At 70.2% G+C, this 18,685-nt stretch carries 15 protein-coding genes; 6 read left to right on the top strand and 9 right to left on the bottom strand.

From position 1 onward, the window contains the following. Window positions 1–54: 54 nt before the first annotated feature. On the bottom strand, window positions 55–942 hold the full coding sequence (locus tag ABD732_RS05485; protein WP_344782006.1) for a LysR substrate-binding domain-containing protein: 888 nt from the start codon (window positions 940–942) through the stop codon (window positions 55–57). Window positions 943–1,015: 73 nt separating this feature from the next. On the opposite strand from ABD732_RS05485, the gene ABD732_RS05480 reads away from it, so the two are divergent. Genes ABD732_RS05480 through ABD732_RS05465 form a run of 4 tightly spaced genes read left to right on the top strand, consistent with a single transcriptional unit; the run spans window position 1,016 to window position 4,417 of the window. After that, complete coding sequence (locus ABD732_RS05480; RefSeq protein ID WP_344781425.1) at window positions 1,016–2,254, top strand: acetyl-CoA C-acetyltransferase; 1,239 nt, start codon at window positions 1,016–1,018, stop codon at window positions 2,252–2,254. Next, entirely contained in the window at window positions 2,251–3,024 is a 774-nt protein-coding gene (pcaD, locus tag ABD732_RS05475; protein WP_344781423.1) for a 3-oxoadipate enol-lactonase, read from the top strand. The genes ABD732_RS05480 and pcaD overlap by 4 nt, the downstream gene beginning before the upstream one ends. Then, window positions 3,021–3,791: a CoA transferase subunit A gene (locus ABD732_RS05470; protein WP_344781422.1), complete on the top strand. Its 771-nt coding sequence runs from the start codon at window positions 3,021–3,023 to the stop codon at window positions 3,789–3,791. Before pcaD ends, ABD732_RS05470 begins: the two co-directional genes overlap by 4 nt. Next, window positions 3,788–4,417, top strand: a complete 630-nt coding sequence (locus ABD732_RS05465) for a 3-oxoacid CoA-transferase subunit B (RefSeq protein WP_344781420.1) — start codon at window positions 3,788–3,790, stop codon at window positions 4,415–4,417. The genes ABD732_RS05470 and ABD732_RS05465 overlap by 4 nt, the downstream gene beginning before the upstream one ends. A 21-nt stretch (window positions 4,418–4,438) precedes the next feature. On the opposite strand, the gene ABD732_RS05460 is transcribed toward ABD732_RS05465, so the two are convergent. From ABD732_RS05460 to benA, 4 genes are read right to left on the bottom strand one after another with little or no spacing between them, the layout of a single operon-like run. Next, window positions 4,439–7,141, bottom strand: coding sequence for a helix-turn-helix transcriptional regulator (locus ABD732_RS05460; protein WP_344781418.1), 2,703 nt, complete (start codon window positions 7,139–7,141; stop codon window positions 4,439–4,441). A gap of 40 nt (window positions 7,142–7,181) precedes the next feature. Beyond that, window positions 7,182–9,977 carry a benzoate 1,2-dioxygenase electron transfer component BenC gene (gene benC / locus ABD732_RS05455; protein ID WP_344781416.1) on the bottom strand — a complete coding sequence of 932 codons (2,796 nt, stop codon included), beginning with the start codon at window positions 9,975–9,977 and terminating at the stop codon, window positions 7,182–7,184. 48 nt (window positions 9,978–10,025) lie between these two features. Beyond that, a complete protein-coding gene (gene benB / locus ABD732_RS05450) occupies window positions 10,026–10,565 on the bottom strand; it encodes a benzoate 1,2-dioxygenase small subunit (RefSeq protein WP_344781414.1) in 540 nt (179 codons plus the stop codon). Window positions 10,566–10,579: 14 nt separating this feature from the next. Further along, entirely contained in the window at window positions 10,580–12,013 is a 1,434-nt protein-coding gene (gene benA / locus ABD732_RS05445; RefSeq protein ID WP_344781412.1) for a benzoate 1,2-dioxygenase large subunit, read from the bottom strand. A gap of 217 nt (window positions 12,014–12,230) precedes the next feature. On the opposite strand from benA, the gene ABD732_RS05440 reads away from it, so the two are divergent. Then, on the top strand, window positions 12,231–13,142 hold the full coding sequence (locus ABD732_RS05440; protein WP_344781410.1) for a LysR substrate-binding domain-containing protein: 912 nt from the start codon (window positions 12,231–12,233) through the stop codon (window positions 13,140–13,142). Between the two features lie 12 nt (window positions 13,143–13,154). Next, window positions 13,155–14,732, top strand: coding sequence for an AAA family ATPase (locus tag ABD732_RS05435; RefSeq protein WP_344781408.1), 1,578 nt, complete (start codon window positions 13,155–13,157; stop codon window positions 14,730–14,732). A 116-nt stretch (window positions 14,733–14,848) separates the two neighbouring features. Here the strand turns inward: ABD732_RS05435 and catA are convergent, their stop codons facing one another. The 4 genes from catA to ABD732_RS05415 all read right to left on the bottom strand — a co-directional run bounded on the left by catA (window position 14,849) and on the right by ABD732_RS05415 (window position 18,616). Next, window positions 14,849–15,724 (bottom strand): catechol 1,2-dioxygenase, encoded by an 876-nt coding sequence (gene catA / locus ABD732_RS05430; RefSeq protein ID WP_344781406.1) that lies wholly within the window; start codon window positions 15,722–15,724, stop codon window positions 14,849–14,851. Window positions 15,725–15,791: 67 nt separating this feature from the next. Continuing rightward, window positions 15,792–16,073, bottom strand: coding sequence for a muconolactone Delta-isomerase (gene catC / locus ABD732_RS05425; protein WP_344781404.1), 282 nt, complete (start codon window positions 16,071–16,073; stop codon window positions 15,792–15,794). An 81-nt stretch (window positions 16,074–16,154) separates the two neighbouring features. Beyond that, window positions 16,155–17,258 carry a mandelate racemase/muconate lactonizing enzyme family protein gene (locus ABD732_RS05420; RefSeq protein ID WP_344781402.1) on the bottom strand — a complete coding sequence of 368 codons (1,104 nt, stop codon included), beginning with the start codon at window positions 17,256–17,258 and terminating at the stop codon, window positions 16,155–16,157. 230 nt (window positions 17,259–17,488) lie between these two features. Beyond that, entirely contained in the window at window positions 17,489–18,616 is a 1,128-nt protein-coding gene (locus tag ABD732_RS05415) for an NDMA-dependent alcohol dehydrogenase (protein WP_344781400.1), read from the bottom strand. Window positions 18,617–18,685 lie beyond the last annotated feature (69 nt).

Raw genomic sequence — 18,685 nt, 5'->3', positions numbered from 1 at the left:
AACGGCCGGTCCTCCCACTCGGGAGGGCCGGCCGTTTCGTGCTGTGCCGGAAGGCTATTCGGCCACCGCAGCCCGCAGCAGCCCCTGCACCCGGTCGATGAGCGGAGACCGGGAGGCGCTGAGATAAGCGGCGGCCAGGTCCAGCGCGGCGCCCTGCTCCCGCAGCGGCACGTAGCGCACCCCGGCGATGTCGAGGGCGGCGGTCGGTTCGGGCACCAGCGCCACCCCCAGCCCCGCGGCCACGAAGGTGACCAGGGTCGAGGTCTCCGCCACCTCGTGCCGGGTGCGCGGCGTGAAACCGGCTGCCACACACAGGGAGACGGCGAGATGATTCATCACCGACTGACCGCCGCCCGCGTGCATCACGAAGTCGTCGCCGGCCAGCTCGGACAGGGCGATCGCCTCGTGGCCGGCCAGCCGGTGCCCGTCGGGGAGGGCGACGATCAGCGACTCCGAGCGCAACACCGTCACGGTGAGCTCCCCGGGGTCGGCGGGTGGGCGCAGCACCGCGAAGTCCAGCTCCCCCGAGTGCAGCCCCTCGACCAGCGCCGGCACCAGCATCTCGCCGCGCAGATCCACCTCGACGTGCGGCAGTTCCTCCCGCAGGTCCCGCACCAGCCGTGGCAGCAGGGAGTAGGTGGCCGAGCCGACGCAGCCGATGGTCAGGTGCCCGCCACCGCCCTCGGCGATCCGCCGGGCGTGGCGGCCGGCCGCATCCACGTCGTCGAGGATCTCCACCACCCGGCGCAGATAGTCCTCGCCCGCGGGCGTGAGCTCGACGCGGCGCGTGGAGCGCACCAGCAGTTCGACCCCGAGCTCGGCCTCGAGCCGGCGGATCTGCTGAGACAGCGGCGGCTGCGCGATGTGCAGGCGCTCCGCGGCACGCCCGAAGTGCAGTTCCTCGGCGACCGCCCGGAAGTACCGCAGATGGCGCAGCTCCATTGAAACCTCCAAAGTCTCAATCAGCGTCATTTATGTACTTCTCAATATATCTCCTGCTGCCTATCGTGAAGACATGACCAGCCAGAACACCCCTAACCCGTCGGACGTCGTGATCTGCGCCCCGCTGCGCACTCCGGTCGGCCGCATGGGCGGCGCCCTGGCCGCCCTCGACGCCGGCCGGCTGGCCACGACCACCCTGCGGGAACTGGTGGCGCGCACCGGCCTCACCGAGGGTGACGTGGACGACGTGATCCTCGGCCAGGGCTCCCCCAACGGCGAGGCACCCGCCATCGGCCGCTACGCCGCGCTGGACGCCGGCCTCGGGATCGGCGTCCCGGGCATGCAGGTCGACCGCCGCTGCGGCTCGGGCCTGCAGGCCGTACTCACCGGCGCCGCGGCGGTCGCGACCGGCGGCGCGCGCCTGGTGATCGCCGGCGGCGTGGAGTCCATGTCGAACGTCGAGCACTATGCGCTGGGCCTGCGCACGGGCGTCAAGCAGGGCGGCGTGGAACTGTCGGACCGGCTGGACCGGGCCCGGGCGACCGCCGGGGGCACCTCGCATCCGGTCGGCGGCGGCATGATCGAGACCGCCGAGAACCTGCGCGCCCGCTACGGCCTCACCCGCGAAGCCCAGGACGCCCTCGCCGCCGCCTCCCACCGGCGGGCGGTCGCCGCGCACGAGGCGGGTCGGTTCGCCGACGAACTGGTCCCGGTGACCATCCCGGGACGGCGCGGCAAGCCCGACGTGATCGTCGACCGCGACGAGCACCCGCGCTCCGACGTGACCCCGGAGTCGCTGGGCGCACTGCGCGCGGTGCGCGGTCGGATCGATCCCGAGTCCACCGTCACCGCCGGGAACGCGTCCGGACAGAACGACGGAGCCGCGATGATGGTGGTGACCACCGCCGCGCGCGCCGCCGAACTCGGCCTGGCGCCGCTGCTGGCGCTGCGGTCGTGGGCGGTGGCCGGCTGCGAACCGGAGACCATGGGCTTGGGCCCGGTGCCGGCGACCCGCGCCGCCCTGGAGCGCGCCGGTCTGACGCTGGGCGACATCGACCTGATCGAACTGAACGAGGCCTTCGCCGCACAGGTGCTGGCGGTCCTCGCCGAGTGGGGCATCGGCGCCGACGACGAGCGGCTGAATCCGCTCGGCTCGGGCATCTCCCTCGGCCATCCGGTCGGCGCCACCGGCGCGCGGATCCTCGCGACCGCCGCCTACGAGGCTCGCCGCCGCGATGCCCGCTACGTCCTGGAGACCATGTGCATCGGTGGCGGTCAGGGTCTCGCCGCGATCTTCGAGGCCCTCCGATGAGCCCCGCGGTGCAGGTCCACGCCGTCGCCGCCGGCCCGCAGGACGCTCCCGTCGTGGTGCTGGCGAACTCGCTGGGCGCCGACCTGTCGATGTGGGATCCGCAGGTCGCCGCACTCGCCGAACGGTTCCGCGTGATCGGTTTCGACACCCGCGGGCACGGCTCTTCGCCGGTGCCCTCCGGCCCGTACACGATCGACGATCTGGCCGGCGACGTCGTGGCGCTGATCGACCGCTTCGGAGTCGACCGGGCCGCGCTCGTCGGCCTGTCCCTCGGCGGCACCACCATGATGCGCGTCGCCGCTCGCCACCCCGACCGGGTGACCAGTCTGGCCGTCCTGTGCACCGCCCCGTCGTTCGACGCCGGCGTCTACACCGAGCGCGCCGCCGCCATCCGTGCCGCCGGAACCACCGCGGGCGTCGCCGAGGGCGTGGTGAGCCGCTGGTTCACCGACGGCTTCCGGTCCGCACACCCCGAGCGCACCGCCGCCTTCGAGACGATGGTGGCCGGCACCCCCGCGGAGGGGTACGCGGGCTGCTGCGACGCCCTCTCGACGCTGAATCTGGACGCCGACCTGCCCCGGATCAGCGCACCGACCCTCGTCATCGCCGGCGCCGACGACGTCGCCACCCCACCGAAGCGCCTGGCCGAGATCGCCGACGCGGTCCCGGACAGCAGGTTGCTCGTGGTCCCCGGCGCCTGTCACCTCGCCAACGTCGAACAGCCGGAGGCCGTCACCGCGGCGCTCCTGGAACATCTGGAGAGTTCATGAGTATCGATAAAGTCGTCGGCTCGGCCGCCGAAGCGGTCGCCGACATCCCCGACGGCGCGAGTCTCGCGGTCGGCGGTTTCGGCCTGGCCGGGATCCCCTGGTTTCTGATCGAGGCGCTGCTGGAGCAGGGCGCCGGCGAGCTGGAGATCGTGTCCAACAATTGCGGCGTCGACGGCGCCGGACTCGGCCTCCTGCTGGAGGCCGGCCGGATCCGCAAGGTGATCGCCTCGTACATCGGCGAGAACAAGGAGTTCGGCCGCCAGTTCCTGGCCGGCGAGGTGACCGTCGAGCTGACTCCGCAAGGCACCCTCGCCGAGCGGATGCGTTCGGGCGGAAGCGGTATCGGCGCCTTCTTCACCCCGACCGGGGTCGGCACCCTGGTGGCCGAAGGCGGCCTGCCGTGGCGCTACAACCCGGACGGCACCGTCGCCGAGGCCTCCCCACCGAAGGAGGTGCGCAACTTCGGCGGCACCGACATGGTGCTCGAGGAATCCATCGTCACCGACTACGCCCTGGTGCGCGCCGCCGTCGCCGACAAGGCCGGCAACTGCCGGTTCCACGCTGCCGCACGCAATTTCAATCCGCCGGCCGCGATGGCCGGCCGGACCACCGTCGTCGAGGCCGAGAAAGTGGTCGAGGTGGGTGAACTGGGCCCCGACGACATCCATCTGCCCGGCATCTTCGTCAAGCGCATCGTCGAACTGACCCCGGAGCAGGCTGCCCGTAAGTCGATCGAGCAGCGCACCACCCGAAAGAGGAACTCATGAGCTGGTCGCGCGCTGAGATGGCCGCCCGGGCCGCACAGGAACTGTCCGACGGCGACTACGTCAACCTCGGGATCGGTCTGCCGACCCTGATCCCGGACTACATGCCCGATTCCTCGACGGTGGTCCTGCACGCCGAGAACGGGATCCTGGGTGTGGGCCCGTACCCGTACGACGACGAAGTGGACCCCGACCTGATCAACGCGGGCAAGCAGACCGTGTCGGTGCTGCCGGGCGCCTCGTACTTCGATTCGGCCACCAGCTTCTCGATGATCCGCGGCGGCCACGTCGACGTCGCCGTCCTCGGCGCCATGCAGGTGTCCCCGGCTGGCGACCTCGCGAACTGGATGGTCCCGGGCGCGATGGTCAAGGGCATCGGCGGCGCGATGGATCTGGTGAACGGCGCCGGCCGGGTGATCACCCTGATGGAGCACGTCACCAAGAAGGGCGCGGCCAAACTGGTCGCCGACTGCTCGCTGCCACTGACCGGCCTGTCCGTGGTCAGCCGCGTCATCTCCGATCTGGGCGTCTTCGACTGTGCCGGTCACCATTTCATCGTCGTCGAACTGGCGCCCGGCGTCACCCTCGACGAGGTGGCCGCCAAGACCGCCGCCCCGGTCCGCCGCTGACCCCGCCAGTCCGGCGCTTCGTCAGTCCGGCGCGGCGTCGCCTTCCCCGGACCGGGCGTTGAGCAGGGCGGCCAGCTCGGTGCGGGACCGGAGGCCGAGCTTGGCGAAGATCCGCGTCAGGTGATACTGCACGGTCTTGGCCGAGATGTAGAGCTCGGCCGCCACCTCCCGGTTCGACATCCCTTGCGCGACAAGGGTGGAGACGGCCTCTTCTTGCGGGGTGAGGTCGACCCCCACACTCGACCCGCGCACCCCGGCGACACCGCCGGCCCGCAATTCACGGTCGCACCGCGCGACGTAGGTGGTCGCCCCCAGGGACTCGTGGAGTTCCCGGGACCGGGTGATCATCGAATCGGCGGCGCGGCGCTTCCCGGCCCGCCGGAGCGTCTGGCCGTAGGCGAAGGTCACGCGGGCGCGGTCGTAACGCAGGGGCAGGCCGTCGAGCAGATCCAGCGCCTCGTCGAACGCCCGGCGAGCCGCCGGCAGGTCGCCCTGCGCACCGAGCAGGCGGCCGCGGGCATACCCCAGACGGGCGCGCACCGATCGGTGGCCGCGGGCACGCGCGACGCCCTCGTATCCGGTCAGCAGTTGATCGGCCGCCTCCAGCCGGCCCTCCAGCACCAGCGCGTTGGCCAGTGGATCCACCCACGGCCAGAACCCCGGTTCGGCCAGTCCCGGCGCCGACTCGGCGAGCGCGACCATTGAGGTGAGGACCTCGGTCACCTTGCCGTAGTCCGCCGAGGCCTCCGCGCGCGCCGCGCGCGCCAGCATCGCCGGCACCTGCATCATCGGATAGCTGCCCTCCGACACCTGGGCACGCCCCACCGCGCGATCGGCCGACGTCCAGTCGCCGCGCAGTGAATAGATCTGTGCCGCGGTCCATTCCATGAGCGGTACCACCAGGGCGATCCCCGAGTCGGCCGCCAGCTCCCGCCCCCGCGCCACACTCACCAGCGCCGAGTCCCACTCGCCGGTGGCGAACTGGACCCGGGCCAGCCAGGCGAGCGCCCACTGCGTGATCCGGCTGGATCCGCCCAGCTGCGCCATGGACACCGCCGTCTCCAGGCTGCTGCGGGCCGAGTCGACGTCGTCGAGCGCCAGCTCCAGCCAGCCCCGGCCCATCGCGACCCGCTGCGCGTTCGCGCCGTGCCGGATACCGGCGGTCAGCTCGGCGTAGAGCGTGCGCGCCGGCTGGGTCTGCCCGGACCAGGCGAGCCCGAGCCCCTTGATCACGGCGGCCTCGGTGGCGGCCGGCGCACCCTCACCCGCCAGCGAGATCGCGGTGTCGGCCCACGTCACCAGTTCATCGCCCTGACAGCGCACCAACGAGTCGAGCACCCGGCGCTGCGCGATCATGCCGGCCGTCTCCGCCTCGCGGTGGACGTTGACGATCTCCCAGGCCCGGTCCAGACGCATGTCGGCCTCCACCGCCCGTCCTCGCAGCACCGCCAGGTAGGCCAGCGTCGCATCGCGCAGCGGCGTCTCCCTCAGCGATTCCACCGTCGGCACCAGCGCGGTCGCGGCCGCCGCATCCCCGGCGGCCAGCAGCGCGTCCACCGACCGGGTCAGCCGCCTGTCCCGGTCCAGGCCGTCGACGGTCAGCCGGCTCGACTGGGCGAACAACTCGGCCGCCTCGCTCCACTCACCGCGCGCCGCGTGCGCGGCGGCGAGGGCATCGAGCCGGTCGGCCAGGAACGCGTCGGCCATCGGCGTCGCCGCCACCAGATGTTGCAGTCGCCGCAGCGGATCGGCCACCAGCTCGGCCGCACGCCGGTGAGCGGCACCCGCCTCGGCCAGTCCCACCCCGGCGAGCACCGCCGCCCGGTGCATGGGGCTCGGCAGCGCGGGCATCACCTGGTCCGGACGCACCCCCGGCTCCACCCGGATCAGCCCGGCGGCCACGGCTTCGTCCACCGCGGCCAGCAGGTCCTGCACCCCGGCCAGTCGGGCGGCCACTCCGGGTTCGTCCGGGGTGGCCGGCCCCACGGCCCGCAGGACCGCGATCGCCTGCGTGAGCGACCTTCCGGCGGGAGGGCATGCGGCGATTCGCCCGGCGACCTCGTCGATCACCGACTGCGGGGCACTGAGCGGCGGGTCCGGTCGCGACCAGCGACCGGCCGGGGTCTCGGCGAGCAAGTGGAGAACGGCCCGCGGATTGCCGGCGGTGTGCTCCACCAGGCGTTCGGCGGCGAGCGGGTGCATGACGACCCCGCGCCGCACCGCCAGCTGACCGGCCTCGGCCGCGGTGAGCCCGGCCGGGGTCACCACCTGTTCGACCGCCAGGCCGAGTGTGTCCCGGGCCGATACCACCGCCCGCAGCAGCACCACGGGAAGCCCGCGGCGATGGGTCAGCAGGCTGATCAGTCGCTGCTGCGAATCAGCGTCGCCGTCGTGTGCGTCGTCGATCACCACCAGGGTCGGCGCGGGGCCGGCGAGGGCGGCGAGCAGTTCGGCGTCGGTGGCCGACTCCCGTTGCAGCAGTTGCGCTATCACCGCCCCGGGCTGCGGCGACTCCCACCGCAGCGCTTGCGCCCAGAAGGCGCGGTCGGCGCCGTAGGCGTCCCGGTGCTGCTGGTACGCGGCCCGCAGCAGGTGGCTCTTGCCGCTGCCGGACTCGCCCACCACGGTCACCACCACCGCTCCGGCGTCAGGCGCCGAGGCCGACTGCGCCGCCAGGTCGGCGAGGATCGCCGCCTGCGGAGTGGGCACGCCCGAGCCGGTCACGGCCTCAGCCTAGAGGGCACGGGCAGCCCGGCGCGCCGCCTCAGCCCAGATCTCCGCCGGCCACCGGCAACACGCTGCCGGTGATGTAGGAGGCCTCGTCGGACGCGAGGAAGCAGATCGCCGCGGCCTGCTCGTCGAGCGTGCCGTAGCGGTGTAGCAGCGACGAGTCCAGAGTCTGGTCGATGTGCGCCTGGAACCACGCCTGTTCCCGGTCGCTGCCGGGCTCGGGGGTGCCGCGCGAGATCTTGCGCGGCGGCGCCTGCGTCCCACCGGGGGCGGTGGCCACGACACGGATGCCGTCACCGGCGTACTCGACCGCGAGCGACGCGGTGATCGCGTTGATTCCGCCCTTGGCCGCCGAGTACGGGATCCGGTGGATACCGCGGGTGGCCGCCGAGGAGACGTTGACGATCACGCCGGACTGCCGGTCCACCATTCCCGGCAGCACCGCCCGGGACATGAAGAGGGTGGTGAGCAGGGAGCGGTCGAGTTCGGCGCGGATCTCGTCGTCGGTGAATTCCACGAACGGCTTGAAGTTGATCGCGCCGCCGACGTTGTTGATCAGGACGTCGATCCGCCCGTACTCGGCGACGGCGCGCTGCACCACCGCTTGCGCGCCCTCGTAGGTCTCCAGGTCGGCGGTGACCGCGGTCGCGGCACCGTCCGCCGACAGCTGCGTGGCGACGTCCCGCACCAGTTCGGAGCGGTCGGCCAGCACCACGGCGCCGCCCTCGGCGGCGATCCGCCGGGCCGCGGTCTCCCCGATGCCCTGCGCCGCACCGGTGACCACCACCACCTTTCCGGTGAATCGTCCCGGGGTGACGAACCGCGGCCGGCGTGCGGTCAGTTCGTCCTCCATCGCGCGCCGCATGGTCTGCTTGGCGCGTTCGGCATGCGCGGTGATCAGCGCGATCGCCGACGACTTGTCGCCGGATTCGAGGGCGTCGACGATGTCGACGTGGTCGCGTGCGCACAGCCGGTGGCACCAGGTGGCATTGGCCAGCACCTCGCTCATGCGCCCCTTGACCCCGAGCGCCGAGTAGGCCTGGAGCAGGTGCTCGTTGCCGGTCAGCGTGAACAGATAGTCGTGGAAGGCCGCGTTGGTCTCGGTGTATTGGGCGGCGTCGATGAACGTCGAGCTCTCCGGGTCCACGTACGGGAGGGTGGCGTCGGCCAGGAGCCGGTAGCCGGCGAGCTGCTGGGTGCTGAGGCGGCCGAAGACGAGCTCCAGTGCACCGAGTTCCAGTGCCGCCCGCGCTTCGAAGAGCGCATCGGACTCGTGGACTCCCGGGTGCTCCTGCCCGATCTGGTAGCCGTCGGCGCCGACCACGCTGGCCACCACGCGGCTCGAGTCGGCCGGAGTCCCGGCGGCCTCGGCTGCGGCCGGTTCGACGGCGGGTGCCCGGTGCAGGGGCTCGACCGGCGCGGACGGGAACATCTCCTGCCCGCCGAGAGTGCGGTCGGCGTGGGCGATCAGCCGGCCGTCGTCGGGATCGCTCACCGGCGACGGGGTGCCTCGCGGCGCCCAGATCTGCTGTCCGGCGATACAGCTGCGCGTGGTCTGCTGCACCTCCGGAAAGGGGCCCGTCCACGGTGCGAGAGCGGCCGCGTGCAGGACCGGCTGTGCGCCGATCGACCGTGCATCGGGGTCGAGGAGAAGGTCGTCGACGAGCACCGGATCCACTGCGGCGGGCGCCGCCCCGGCGTCGGCCGGGGTCTCGGCGGCCGGTTCGGGGCGCGGGGTTCCGGCCAGCGCGAACTTCTCGTAGTAGAAGCCGGCCGGTTCGACGCCCGCACCGGTGACGTGCGTGCGCACCGCCTCCACCATCGGCGGCGGACCGCACAGGTAGACCGCGACGTCGCCGTCGTACAGGTGCTGCGGCTGCATCAAGCCGGTCACGTAGCCCTTGTGCACCGCGGTGCTGTCCGGCGAGGACACGCAGTGGTCCCAGGTGAAGCCGGGCAGCTCGCGCGCCAGATGCTCGATCTCGTCGATCGCCACCAGGTCCTCGTCGCTGCTGACGCCGTAGATCAGGTGCGATTTGCGGGTGGAGCCGTCGGCGCGGAGGGTGCGCAGCATGGACAGCACCGGCGCCAGACCGGTGCCGCCGGCCAGCAGCAGTACCGGGCGGTGCGATTCGCGCAGGAAGAACGACCCGTTGGGTCCGGTGAAGCTGATCTCCTGCCCGACGGATGCGCGGTCGGTGAGGAAGGTGGACATGAGGCCGCCGGGGGTCAGCTTGATCAGGAAGACCAGCCGTTCCTCGTGCGGACCGTTGGCGAAGGAGTACGAGCGGCTCGACGGTTCCCCGGTTTCCGGGTCGTCGCTGCCGGGCACCGCGATGTTCACGTACTGCCCGGGCAGGAAGGCCAGCTCGCCGCGGTTGGGGATCTCCACCGAGAGTTTCACCGTCGTCGCCGACAGGTGTTCCAGGTCGGCGATGGTGCCGGTGTAGGTGGCGGCCTGTGTCTTGGCGACGTCCGATGTCGCCGCGATCTGCAGCACCAGATCACTCTTGGGCTTCATGCAGCACGGCAGCGCGTAGCCGTCGCGGGCCTCCCCCTCGGTGAGGGCGTCATCGATGTAGGTGCCGCCGTCGTAGTCGCCCGATTCGCAGAACGCCTTGCAGGTGCCGCAGGCGCCGTCCCGGCAGTCGAGCGGGATGTTGATGCGCTGGCGGTACGAGGCGTCGGCGACAGTCTGGTCGGGACGACAGCTGATGAATCGTGTGACGCCGTCCTCGAAGGCAAGCGCCACCTGATGGGTGGCCGCGGCGGCGCCCGCGGGGCCGGCCGCAGCGGCGCCGGCGGCCGGCCGGTCGGTGGTGGCAGTCATGGGGAACTCCGGTTCTTCAGATCAGCAGCAGTGGGGGGCGGAGGGGCGTCAGAAGTGGTACACGTCGACGACGTGGTGGATGTAGTCGTTCTTGAGCACCACCGTCTTGCGGCGGATCAGCGGCTGCTCGCCGGAGAAGTCGATGGTGTAGAACGACGTCCCGTAATACGGGTCGATGGTCTTGTACCGGAAGTACATGGTGTGCCAGTTGAACCGGACGTCCACCAGATCGCCGTCGCGGCTGATCACCTCGACGTTGGAGATGTTGTGGCTGGTCCGCGGTTCCGGAAGCGACGTCGCCGACGACCGCTCGGTGCGGATCCGGAAGACCCGGTCCACCAGGCCGCCCTTGTTCGGGTAGTAGATCAGCGAGATGTCGGTCTCGGGGTTCTCCACCAGCTCGTCGTTGTCGTCCCAGGACGGCATCCAGTAGACGACGTCGTCGGCGTAGCACTCGAGCCACTTCTCGAACTGCCGGTCGTCGAGGTAGCGCGCCTCCCGGTAGAGGAACTGCTCGATCATGTTCTGGGTGATGAGCGTGCCGCCGGCGGTCGGGGCGTCGGTGCGGGTGGGGGCTGGGCTGGTCATGGTGTTCGGTCCTCTCAAGAGCAGGGGGTCGACGGGCGGCCGGTGGCCGGGGCCGCGGCGGTGGCCGCTTCTTCGGCACCGAGCGCGGCTTGCATCACGTCGAGCCAGTAGCCGTGCTGGACCGGGTACAGGCCCTCGTCCTCGTTCTTGGCGCCGGCCGAGATGACGCCGTCCATGCCCAGCGAGGTGGCGACCTCGTCCGGACCGCTCAGCCAGTGCTCGGCGCCGCGGCTCATGTCGTTCCACGGGGCGGCCTCGGCGCGGAAGGTCAGCTGGCAGCTCCGGAACTCCTCCAGGTCGTCGGGGGTGGCCATGCCCGAGGCGTTGAAGAAGTCCTCGTACTGCCGGATCCGCCAGGCGCGCGCCTCCGGCGACTCACCCTTGGGCGCGATGCAGTAGATGGTGACCTCGGTCTGGTCCGGCGCGATCGGACGGAAGTGCCGGATCTGCGTCGAGAACTGGTCCATCAGGTAGACGTTCGGGTACAGGCACAGGTTGCGTGATCCGCGAACCATGAACTCGCCCTTGGCATCCCCGAACTTCGCCTTCAGTTCTTCCATCCGGTCCCAGAGCGGGCGGTCCTGCGGATTGCCGGCCCAGGTCCACAGGCACAGGTGGCCGTACGGGTAGCTCCAGTAGCCGCCGCCGGACTTGCCCCAGCTGCCGGCGTCCAGGGTCTTGGTCTCGTTGGCCGACTCGCCGGTGTTGCGGCGCGAGGTGGTGGCCGCGTAGTTCCAGTGGGTGGCGGTCACGTGGTAGCCGTCGGCCCCGTTCTCGGCCTGCACCTTCCAGTTGCCGTCGTAGGTGTACGTGGAGGAGCCGCGCAGCACTTCCAGCCCGTCCGGCGACTGGTCGACCAGCATGTCGATCACCTTGGTCGTGTCTCCGAGGTGTTCCTCGAGATCGACGACGTCGGGGTTGAGGCTGCCGAACAGGAAGCCGCGGTAGTTGCCGAAGCGCGCCACCCGGGTCAGGTTGTGGCTGCCGTCGGTGTCGAAGGTGTCGGGGTAGCCGGCGCCGTCCGGGTCCTTCACCTTGAGCAGGGTGCCGTCGTTGCGGAAGGTCCAGCCGTGGAACGGGCAGGTGAGCGTCGGGCGGTTGTCGGTCTTGCGGCGGCACAGCATCGCCCCGCGGTGGGCGCAGGCGTTGATCAACAGGTGCAGCTCGCCGTCCTTGTCGCGGGTGATCACGACGGGCTGGCGGCCCATGTAGGTGGTGAAGTAGTCCCCCGGTTCGGCCACCTGGCTCTCGTGCGCGAGGTAGAGCCAGTTGCCCTCGAAGATGTGCTTCATCTCCAGGTCGAAGATCTGGTCGTCGGTGAAGATCCGGCGGTTGGCCCGGTAGACGCCTGCCTCGGCGTCGTCGACCACCGCATCGGCGAGCACCGCGGACAGGTGCTCGAGGTGGCTCGGCAGCGGAGTGGCCGAGTTCGGAACGGTCGCAGTCATGGGAACCTCCAGGGAAGGCGATACGAGTGGGCTGTCCCTGTGAGTGTTGCCGGATGTGTGCTCACTCACACTAGGTAAAACCCTAGGGTCGACCTAGGCACTTATTGATCGTGGCTGTTTATCAATTGGCCGACAGTCGATCCTTCTGCTGTATCGAAGCCGTTGGTACTGTTCAGGCTGTGGGGCCCGTCACAGGCCCCGGACGAGGAGGTTCGCGGTGGAATTGCGTCATCTCCGGTACTTCGCGGCCGTCGCCGACACCTGCCACTTCGGTCAGGCCGCCGCGCGGCTGCACATCGCGCAGCCGGCGTTGTCGTACGCGATCCGGCAGCTCGAGACCGAACTCGACGTCACCCTGTTCACCCGCACCACCCGGCAGGTCTCCCTGACCCCGGCCGGTGAGTACCTGCGCGATGAGGCCGAGCGGATCCTGGTCTCGGTGGACAACGCCGTCCACGGCGTCCGGCGGCTGGCCGACGGCCGCAGCGGCCTGATCCGCCTGGGGCTGACCGGCACCGCCGCCTTCTCCCACCTGCCGGCGATCGCCCGGATGCTCGGCCGCGAGCTCCCCGGTGCGGCCCTGGAGATCCGCACCGACATGCTCACCCCCGAGCAGTGCGCCGCCCTGCGCGACGGCGCCCTGGATCTGGGGATCCTGCGGCCCCCGGTGGTCGGCGACCACATCGAGGTCCTCTCGATCGGCGCCGAGCCGTTGGTGCTGGCGGTGCCCGTCGAGCACCGGCTGGCGACCGAACCCGTCGTCTCGCTCGGCGACCTGCGGACCGAGCCGTTCATCATGTACTCGAACCGCGATTCGGCGGTCACCGCCACCCTGCTGCGCTCCTGCCACGCCGCCGGTTTCACCCCGCACCGCGAGCACGAGGCTCCGGGCACGGCGGTGCTGCTGGCGCTCGTCGCGGCAGGCCTGGGCGTCGGCGTGGTGCCGGCGTCGGTGCGCTCGCTGCCGGTCGACGGCGTCGTCATCCGTGACCTGCCCGACGCGGGCGAGGTGGAGTTGGCCCTGGCCTGGCATGCCGGCAACCGGCACCCCCTGGTGGACGCGGTCCGGCAGCGCGTCGCCGCCCTCGACTTCACCGACCCCGCCGCCGTCTCCACCGGCGCACTCTAGAGAGGATTCCTCGTGCTGGTCGCCCCCACCGAGCTCGTCGCCGCCACTTCGTCGGACGATCTGGCCGACGCGCGAGCGCAGGCCACGTCGTGGCGATCCCCGGAGATCGGGCTGCCCGAGCAGACGCTGACCGATGCCGCGCTCGCCGATCTCGCGCTCACCGCCGAGAGGGTGGCCGACGACTCCTTCGCCCGCGCCGTGTCGGCCATCCGCTCGGCCCGCGCCGGGAACTTCCCGCCGATCCCGCACATCGACGGCGCCGCGCAGATCTTCAAGGCCTTCCTGCAGCACGAGCTGATCGACGGCTGGCTGTACGTCCGCGAGGCCGACGGTTGCCTGCACCCCTATCTGCTGATGCGGATCGAGACCGAGCACGGCGACCGCACTCACGGGCCGCGGGTCAAGTTCACGCTGGAGGCCGACAATCCGACGGTCAAGCGCCCGTCGCGGGCACCGAAGATCCTGTACTTCGAGGAGACCGAAACGGTCGGCAAGACCCCGGCGCAGGCACTGCTGGCCGGCGGCGCCTACAAGGAGAACGCCGAGCTGCGCGCCGAGTACCAGGCGCGCCGCGACCGCTTCCAGCACGTGATCGACACCGGTTTCGGCAAGCAGTACACCTTCTCCGGCAGTGCCCTGGGCACCGACGACTACCGTGCACCCAATCGTCGCGAGAACCGCAAAGTGGTGAACGACGTCGCGCCGGACGAGATCGCCGCCCTGCGCATGGTGGCCCCCTCGGCGCTGGCCGACGGCGAGTTCGGCCCCGTGCCGGTGATCACCGCCGTCCGCGTCTTCGACCTGGGCGCCCAGGACTTCCTGGACGTCAACACCGGCGACCTCACCGACTACGCCTACCAGCCGCATCTGCAGGACAAGCTGGTGCTGCCCGACGATCAGCGCGAGTTGCTGTCCATCCTCACCACCGACATCAGCGTCTTCACCGGAGACATCATCGACGGCAAGTCCGCCGGCAACGTCATCCTGGCCAAAGGCCGACCCGGCGTCGGCAAGACCCTGACCGCCGAGGTGTATGCGGAGGTGACCGGCCGGCCGCTGTATTCGATCCACTCCGGATCGCTGGGCGTCACCCCGGAACTGGTCCGCAAGAACCTCGAGGTGATCTTCGACCGCGCCAAGCGCTGGGACGCGGTGCTCCTGCTCGACGAGGCCGACGTCTTCGTCATGGAGCGCGGCTTCGACCTGAGTCAGAACGCGATCGTCGCCGAGTTCCTGCGCACCCTCGAATACTTCGATGGCTTGCTGTTCCTCACCACCAACCGGATCGACGGGGTGGATGAGGCGATCCTCGCGCGCTGTGCCGCGGTGATCGAATACAACCCGCCCGGTCCGGATGCCGCCCGCGAAGTGTGGACCATCCTCGCCGCCGGCAACGACGTGGTGCTCGCCGACGACTTGCTCGACGACCTGGTCGGCGGCTTCCCTGAGATCACGCCCCGCGACATCAAGATGCTGCTGCGCCTGGCGCTGCGGATGGCGGCGCATCGCGGCGTGGAGCTCTCCGCCGACGTGTTCGCCGGCTCCGCCGCCTTCCGCGGGATCCACTACCTGCCGCCCGCCGCTCGCTGACCCGGGCCGCCCGACTCGGGCGGCGCTTCCGGGAAGGCGACAGAGCATGTGTCGCAGCGCCTCGTACCCCGCCGACCAGTGGTCGGCGGGGTACGAGATCGTCGGAAGGAGTCCGCTCAGCTCTCCGGGTCGAGGACGAAGTCGTACTCGACGATCTCGCCCTCACCGTTCGGGTTGTCGTGCGGGTCGAGCATCAGCTCGGGCTTCACCGCCGAGGCGATGTCGTCCTCGTTGTGTGGGTCGCCCGGGAAGTAGAGCTGGCTGGTGATCAGGTCGTAGCCGGGGGCGCTGATCTTGAAGTGCAGGTGCGCCGGACGCCACGCATGCCAGCCGGCCACCTCGATCAGCTGCCCGCAGGCACCGTCGGTCGGGATCATGTACGGCGCCGGACGGATGGTGGTGAACTCGTACTCGCCGTCCTCGTTGGCGATGAACGTGCCGCGCAGATTCCACTCGGGCAGCCCCGGCGCGAACTGCGAGTAGAAGCCGAGGTTGTCGGCGTGCCACAGCTCGACCTTGGCGCCCGACAGCGGGCGGCCGTCGACGGCGCGGACCTGGCCCTTGAACACCAGCGGGGTGCCCGGCTCGCCGTCGCGCATCGGGATGGTGCCGTTCCACGGCAGTTCCGGTGAGTCGGGAATGTAGTACGGGCCCTCGATGGTGCCCTTGCTGCCCTCGTGGTGAGCGTTGGCGACCTCTTCGACGGAGTGCTCGAGCCACACGTCCAGGAACAGCGGCCACTCGCCGTCGTTGCCGACCTTGATCAGCCACGCTTTGAGGGCGTTGTACTCCTCGTAGCTGACCTTGTCTTCGATGACGATGTCGTTGAGCGCCTTGATCGCCTTGCTGGCCAGGTAGTCGGCACGGGCGGTGTCGACGGCACCCCGGCGTCCGCCGGCGGCGGCCATGCGCTCGGCGAACTGCGCCGAAGCGTTGGCACCGGATTCGGCGGCTTTGGCGCTGACCTCGGTCTGGAAGCTGGTGTCGGACATGGGACTTCTCCTTGTGTTCTTCTCCCCCAAGCGGGCTGCGCCCGGGTGATTCAGGTGTGGTCGGTGGTCAGGCGTTGATGTCGGACGGGTGCGTGGCGAGCGGCGTCACTGCGATGTCCATGTACGGGAACAACGGGAGCCCCGACAGGATCTGGTGCAGCTCGTCGTTGTCGGCGACGTCGAAGATCGAGTAGTTGGAGTACTCGCCGACGATCCGCCAGATGTGCGGCCACTTGCCGGAGCGCTGCAGATCCTGCGAGTACGCCTTCTCCCGGGCGACGGTCTCGGCGCGCACCTCCGGGTCGAGACTGTCGGGGATCAGGACATCCATGCGAACGTGGAAGAGCATGTCGTCTCCGTTTCTGGGCTGGGCCGGTGAGAACTGGGCTGGTGGGGCTGATAGCTGATCGGGTCGCTCACTTTCTGCCGGTCACGTGTCCGTGCGGTAGGCGGCGAGTTTGTCCGGGTCGACGTCGACGCCGATTCCCGCTCCTGGGCGGCGGTGCAGATAGCCGTCGACGATCTGGAGCGGCTCGGTGAGCAGGTCGTCGCTCATGTCCAGGAAGTTGGAGAGCTCGCCGGCGTGCCGCGTCGTCCGCTCGAACGCGGTGCCGAAGGCGAGCGTGCAGGCGGTGCCGAGCTGACCGTCGATCTGATTGCCCATCACCATGTCCAGGCCGAGACCCTCGGCCAGGGCCAGGACACGCTGGGAGACGGTGAAGCCGGTGCGCGCGGTCTTGATGTTGATCGCGGTGGCCGAGCCGCCGAGGATCTCGCGGGTCACATCGGCCGGGGTGGGCGCCGACTCGTCGGCGATGAACGGGATGCCGAGTTGCTGAACCAGCCATCGGCGGCCGAGGACGTCGTCGGCGGGGCAGAGCTCTTCGGCGAACAGCAGGCCGAGATCGGCCATCTCGGCCATGGCGCTCGCCGATTCGGTGGCGCTCCAGCCGCGGTTGCCGTCGACGTAGAGTTCGACGGCGCCGCCGAAGTGCTCGCGCAGCGCACGGACGACGGCGGTGTCGAGGGTGACGGGCCGGCGGCCGACCTTCACCTTGAAGGTGCTGATGCCGTACTCGTCGCGCATGCGCTGCGCCTCGTCGACCATCGCGGCGGGGGTGTCGAAGCCGAGCATGTGCGAGACGCGGAGGCGGTCGGTGTAGCCGCCGAGTAGTTCGCTGACCGAGACGTCGAGGGTCTTGCCGAGGGCATCCCAGATCGCCATGTCGATCGCAGCCTTGGCGGTGGGGTTGCCGATGGTGCGGTCGAGTCGGCCCCGGACCTGTTCGCGGTCGAGCAGGGTCAGCCCGACCAGCTCGGGGGCGAAGATCTCGTCGATCACCGCGCGGATCCCGGTCTGGGTCTCGCCGTAGGTGAACGGCCGCGGCGGCGCCTCGGCGACCCCGACCGTGCCGTCGGAGGTGTGCACGCGCACCAGGACGTGCTTGGCGACGCGCACCTCACCGGAGGCGAACAGCAGCGGCTTGCGATACGGAATGGCGAAGGGAATCGCCTCGATCGCGGTGATCTTCATCGATACCTCCGGGAGTGACATCAGCACCGGAATCAGGTGCTTGTGACTGGTATCACTGACCGTATGCGGCAAATAGATAGATGTGAAATACCTAATTTGCACTTATTGATCGACGGTGTTTATCAGTACCGGAGGCGCACCCCGACTCTCCGCTTCACGGACGACGCGGGCGCCCCGGCTCGACGAACGACGAACGGGGGCGCCCGGAGTCAGGCGGGAAGAGTCCGGACCTACCAGTCGGCCTCGTCGTAAACGATCATGCCGCGAATGTTGTTGCCTTCGAGCATGTCGTCGTAGGCCTGGTTGATCTCCTCCAGCCGGTACGTCTGAGTGACCAGGTCGGACAGGTTCAGCTGGCCGGCGCGGTACTCGTTGAGCAGCTTGGGGACCTGGGTGCGGGGGCCGGCGCCGCCGAAGATGGCGCCCTGCACGCGCTTCTGCAGCAGGGTCAGCTCGAACAGGTTCAGCTTCACGTCCATGGCGGCGTAGTCGCCCATGCCGACCACCACCACCTGACCACCCTTGCCGGTCAGCGCGAGGGCGGGAGCGATGTACTCGCCCTTGATCTCGCCGACGGTGATGATCACCGTGTTGGCCATGGTGCCCCAGGTCATCTCCCCGACCGCGGGCAGCGCATCCTCCATGCTCTCGAAGGTGTGGGTGGCACCCAGCTTCTCGGCCATGTCGCGCTTGAACTTCACCGGGTCGACGGCGACGACGTGGCGCGCACCGGCGGCCTTGGCGCCCTGCACCGAGTTGATGCCGACGCCGCCGATGCCGACCACCACCACGGTGTCGCCGACGGAGGTGCCGCCGATCTCGGTGGCCGATCCCCAGCCGGTGGCGATGCCGCAGCCGAGCAGCGCGGCCTCCTTGAGCGGGATGTCGTCCTCGATCTTCACCAGCGAGGCCTGGTTGACGGTGATGTACGGCGAGAAGGTGCCCAGCAGACACATCTGCGTCAGGCCCTGGCCGTCGGGAGTGGTGACGCGGTGGGTCTTGTCGGAGATCGACAGACCGGTCAGCAGTCCGGCGCCCTCGTCACAGATGTTCTGCTGTCCGCGCGAGCAGGGCCCGCAGACGCCGCAGGCGGGGATGAAGGCGGTGACCACGTGGTCGCCCTCGGCGAAGCGGGTGACGCCCTCGCCGACCTTGGTGACGATGCCCGCCCCCTCGTGACCGCCGACGACGGGCAGCGGCGCCGGACTCTGCCCGGTGCGCAGGTGATGGTCGGAGTGGCACAGCCCGGACGCGACCAGCTTGACCTGAACTTCACCGGCCACCGGATCGCCGAGATCGACCTCCTCGATCTCCCATTCCTCGTTGACCCCGTTCAGAACGGCTGCTTTGGTCCTCATGACACTCCCTTGTCGATTCGATTCGCGGCGGATTGTGCTCACTGTCGATCCTGGCCCCGGGGTGGCTTC

It is taken from the genome of Gordonia caeni, from assembly GCF_039537105.1.
GTDB lineage: Bacteria > Actinomycetota > Actinomycetes > Mycobacteriales > Mycobacteriaceae > Gordonia > Gordonia caeni.
This window is presented reverse-complemented; position numbering and strand designations above follow the sequence as displayed.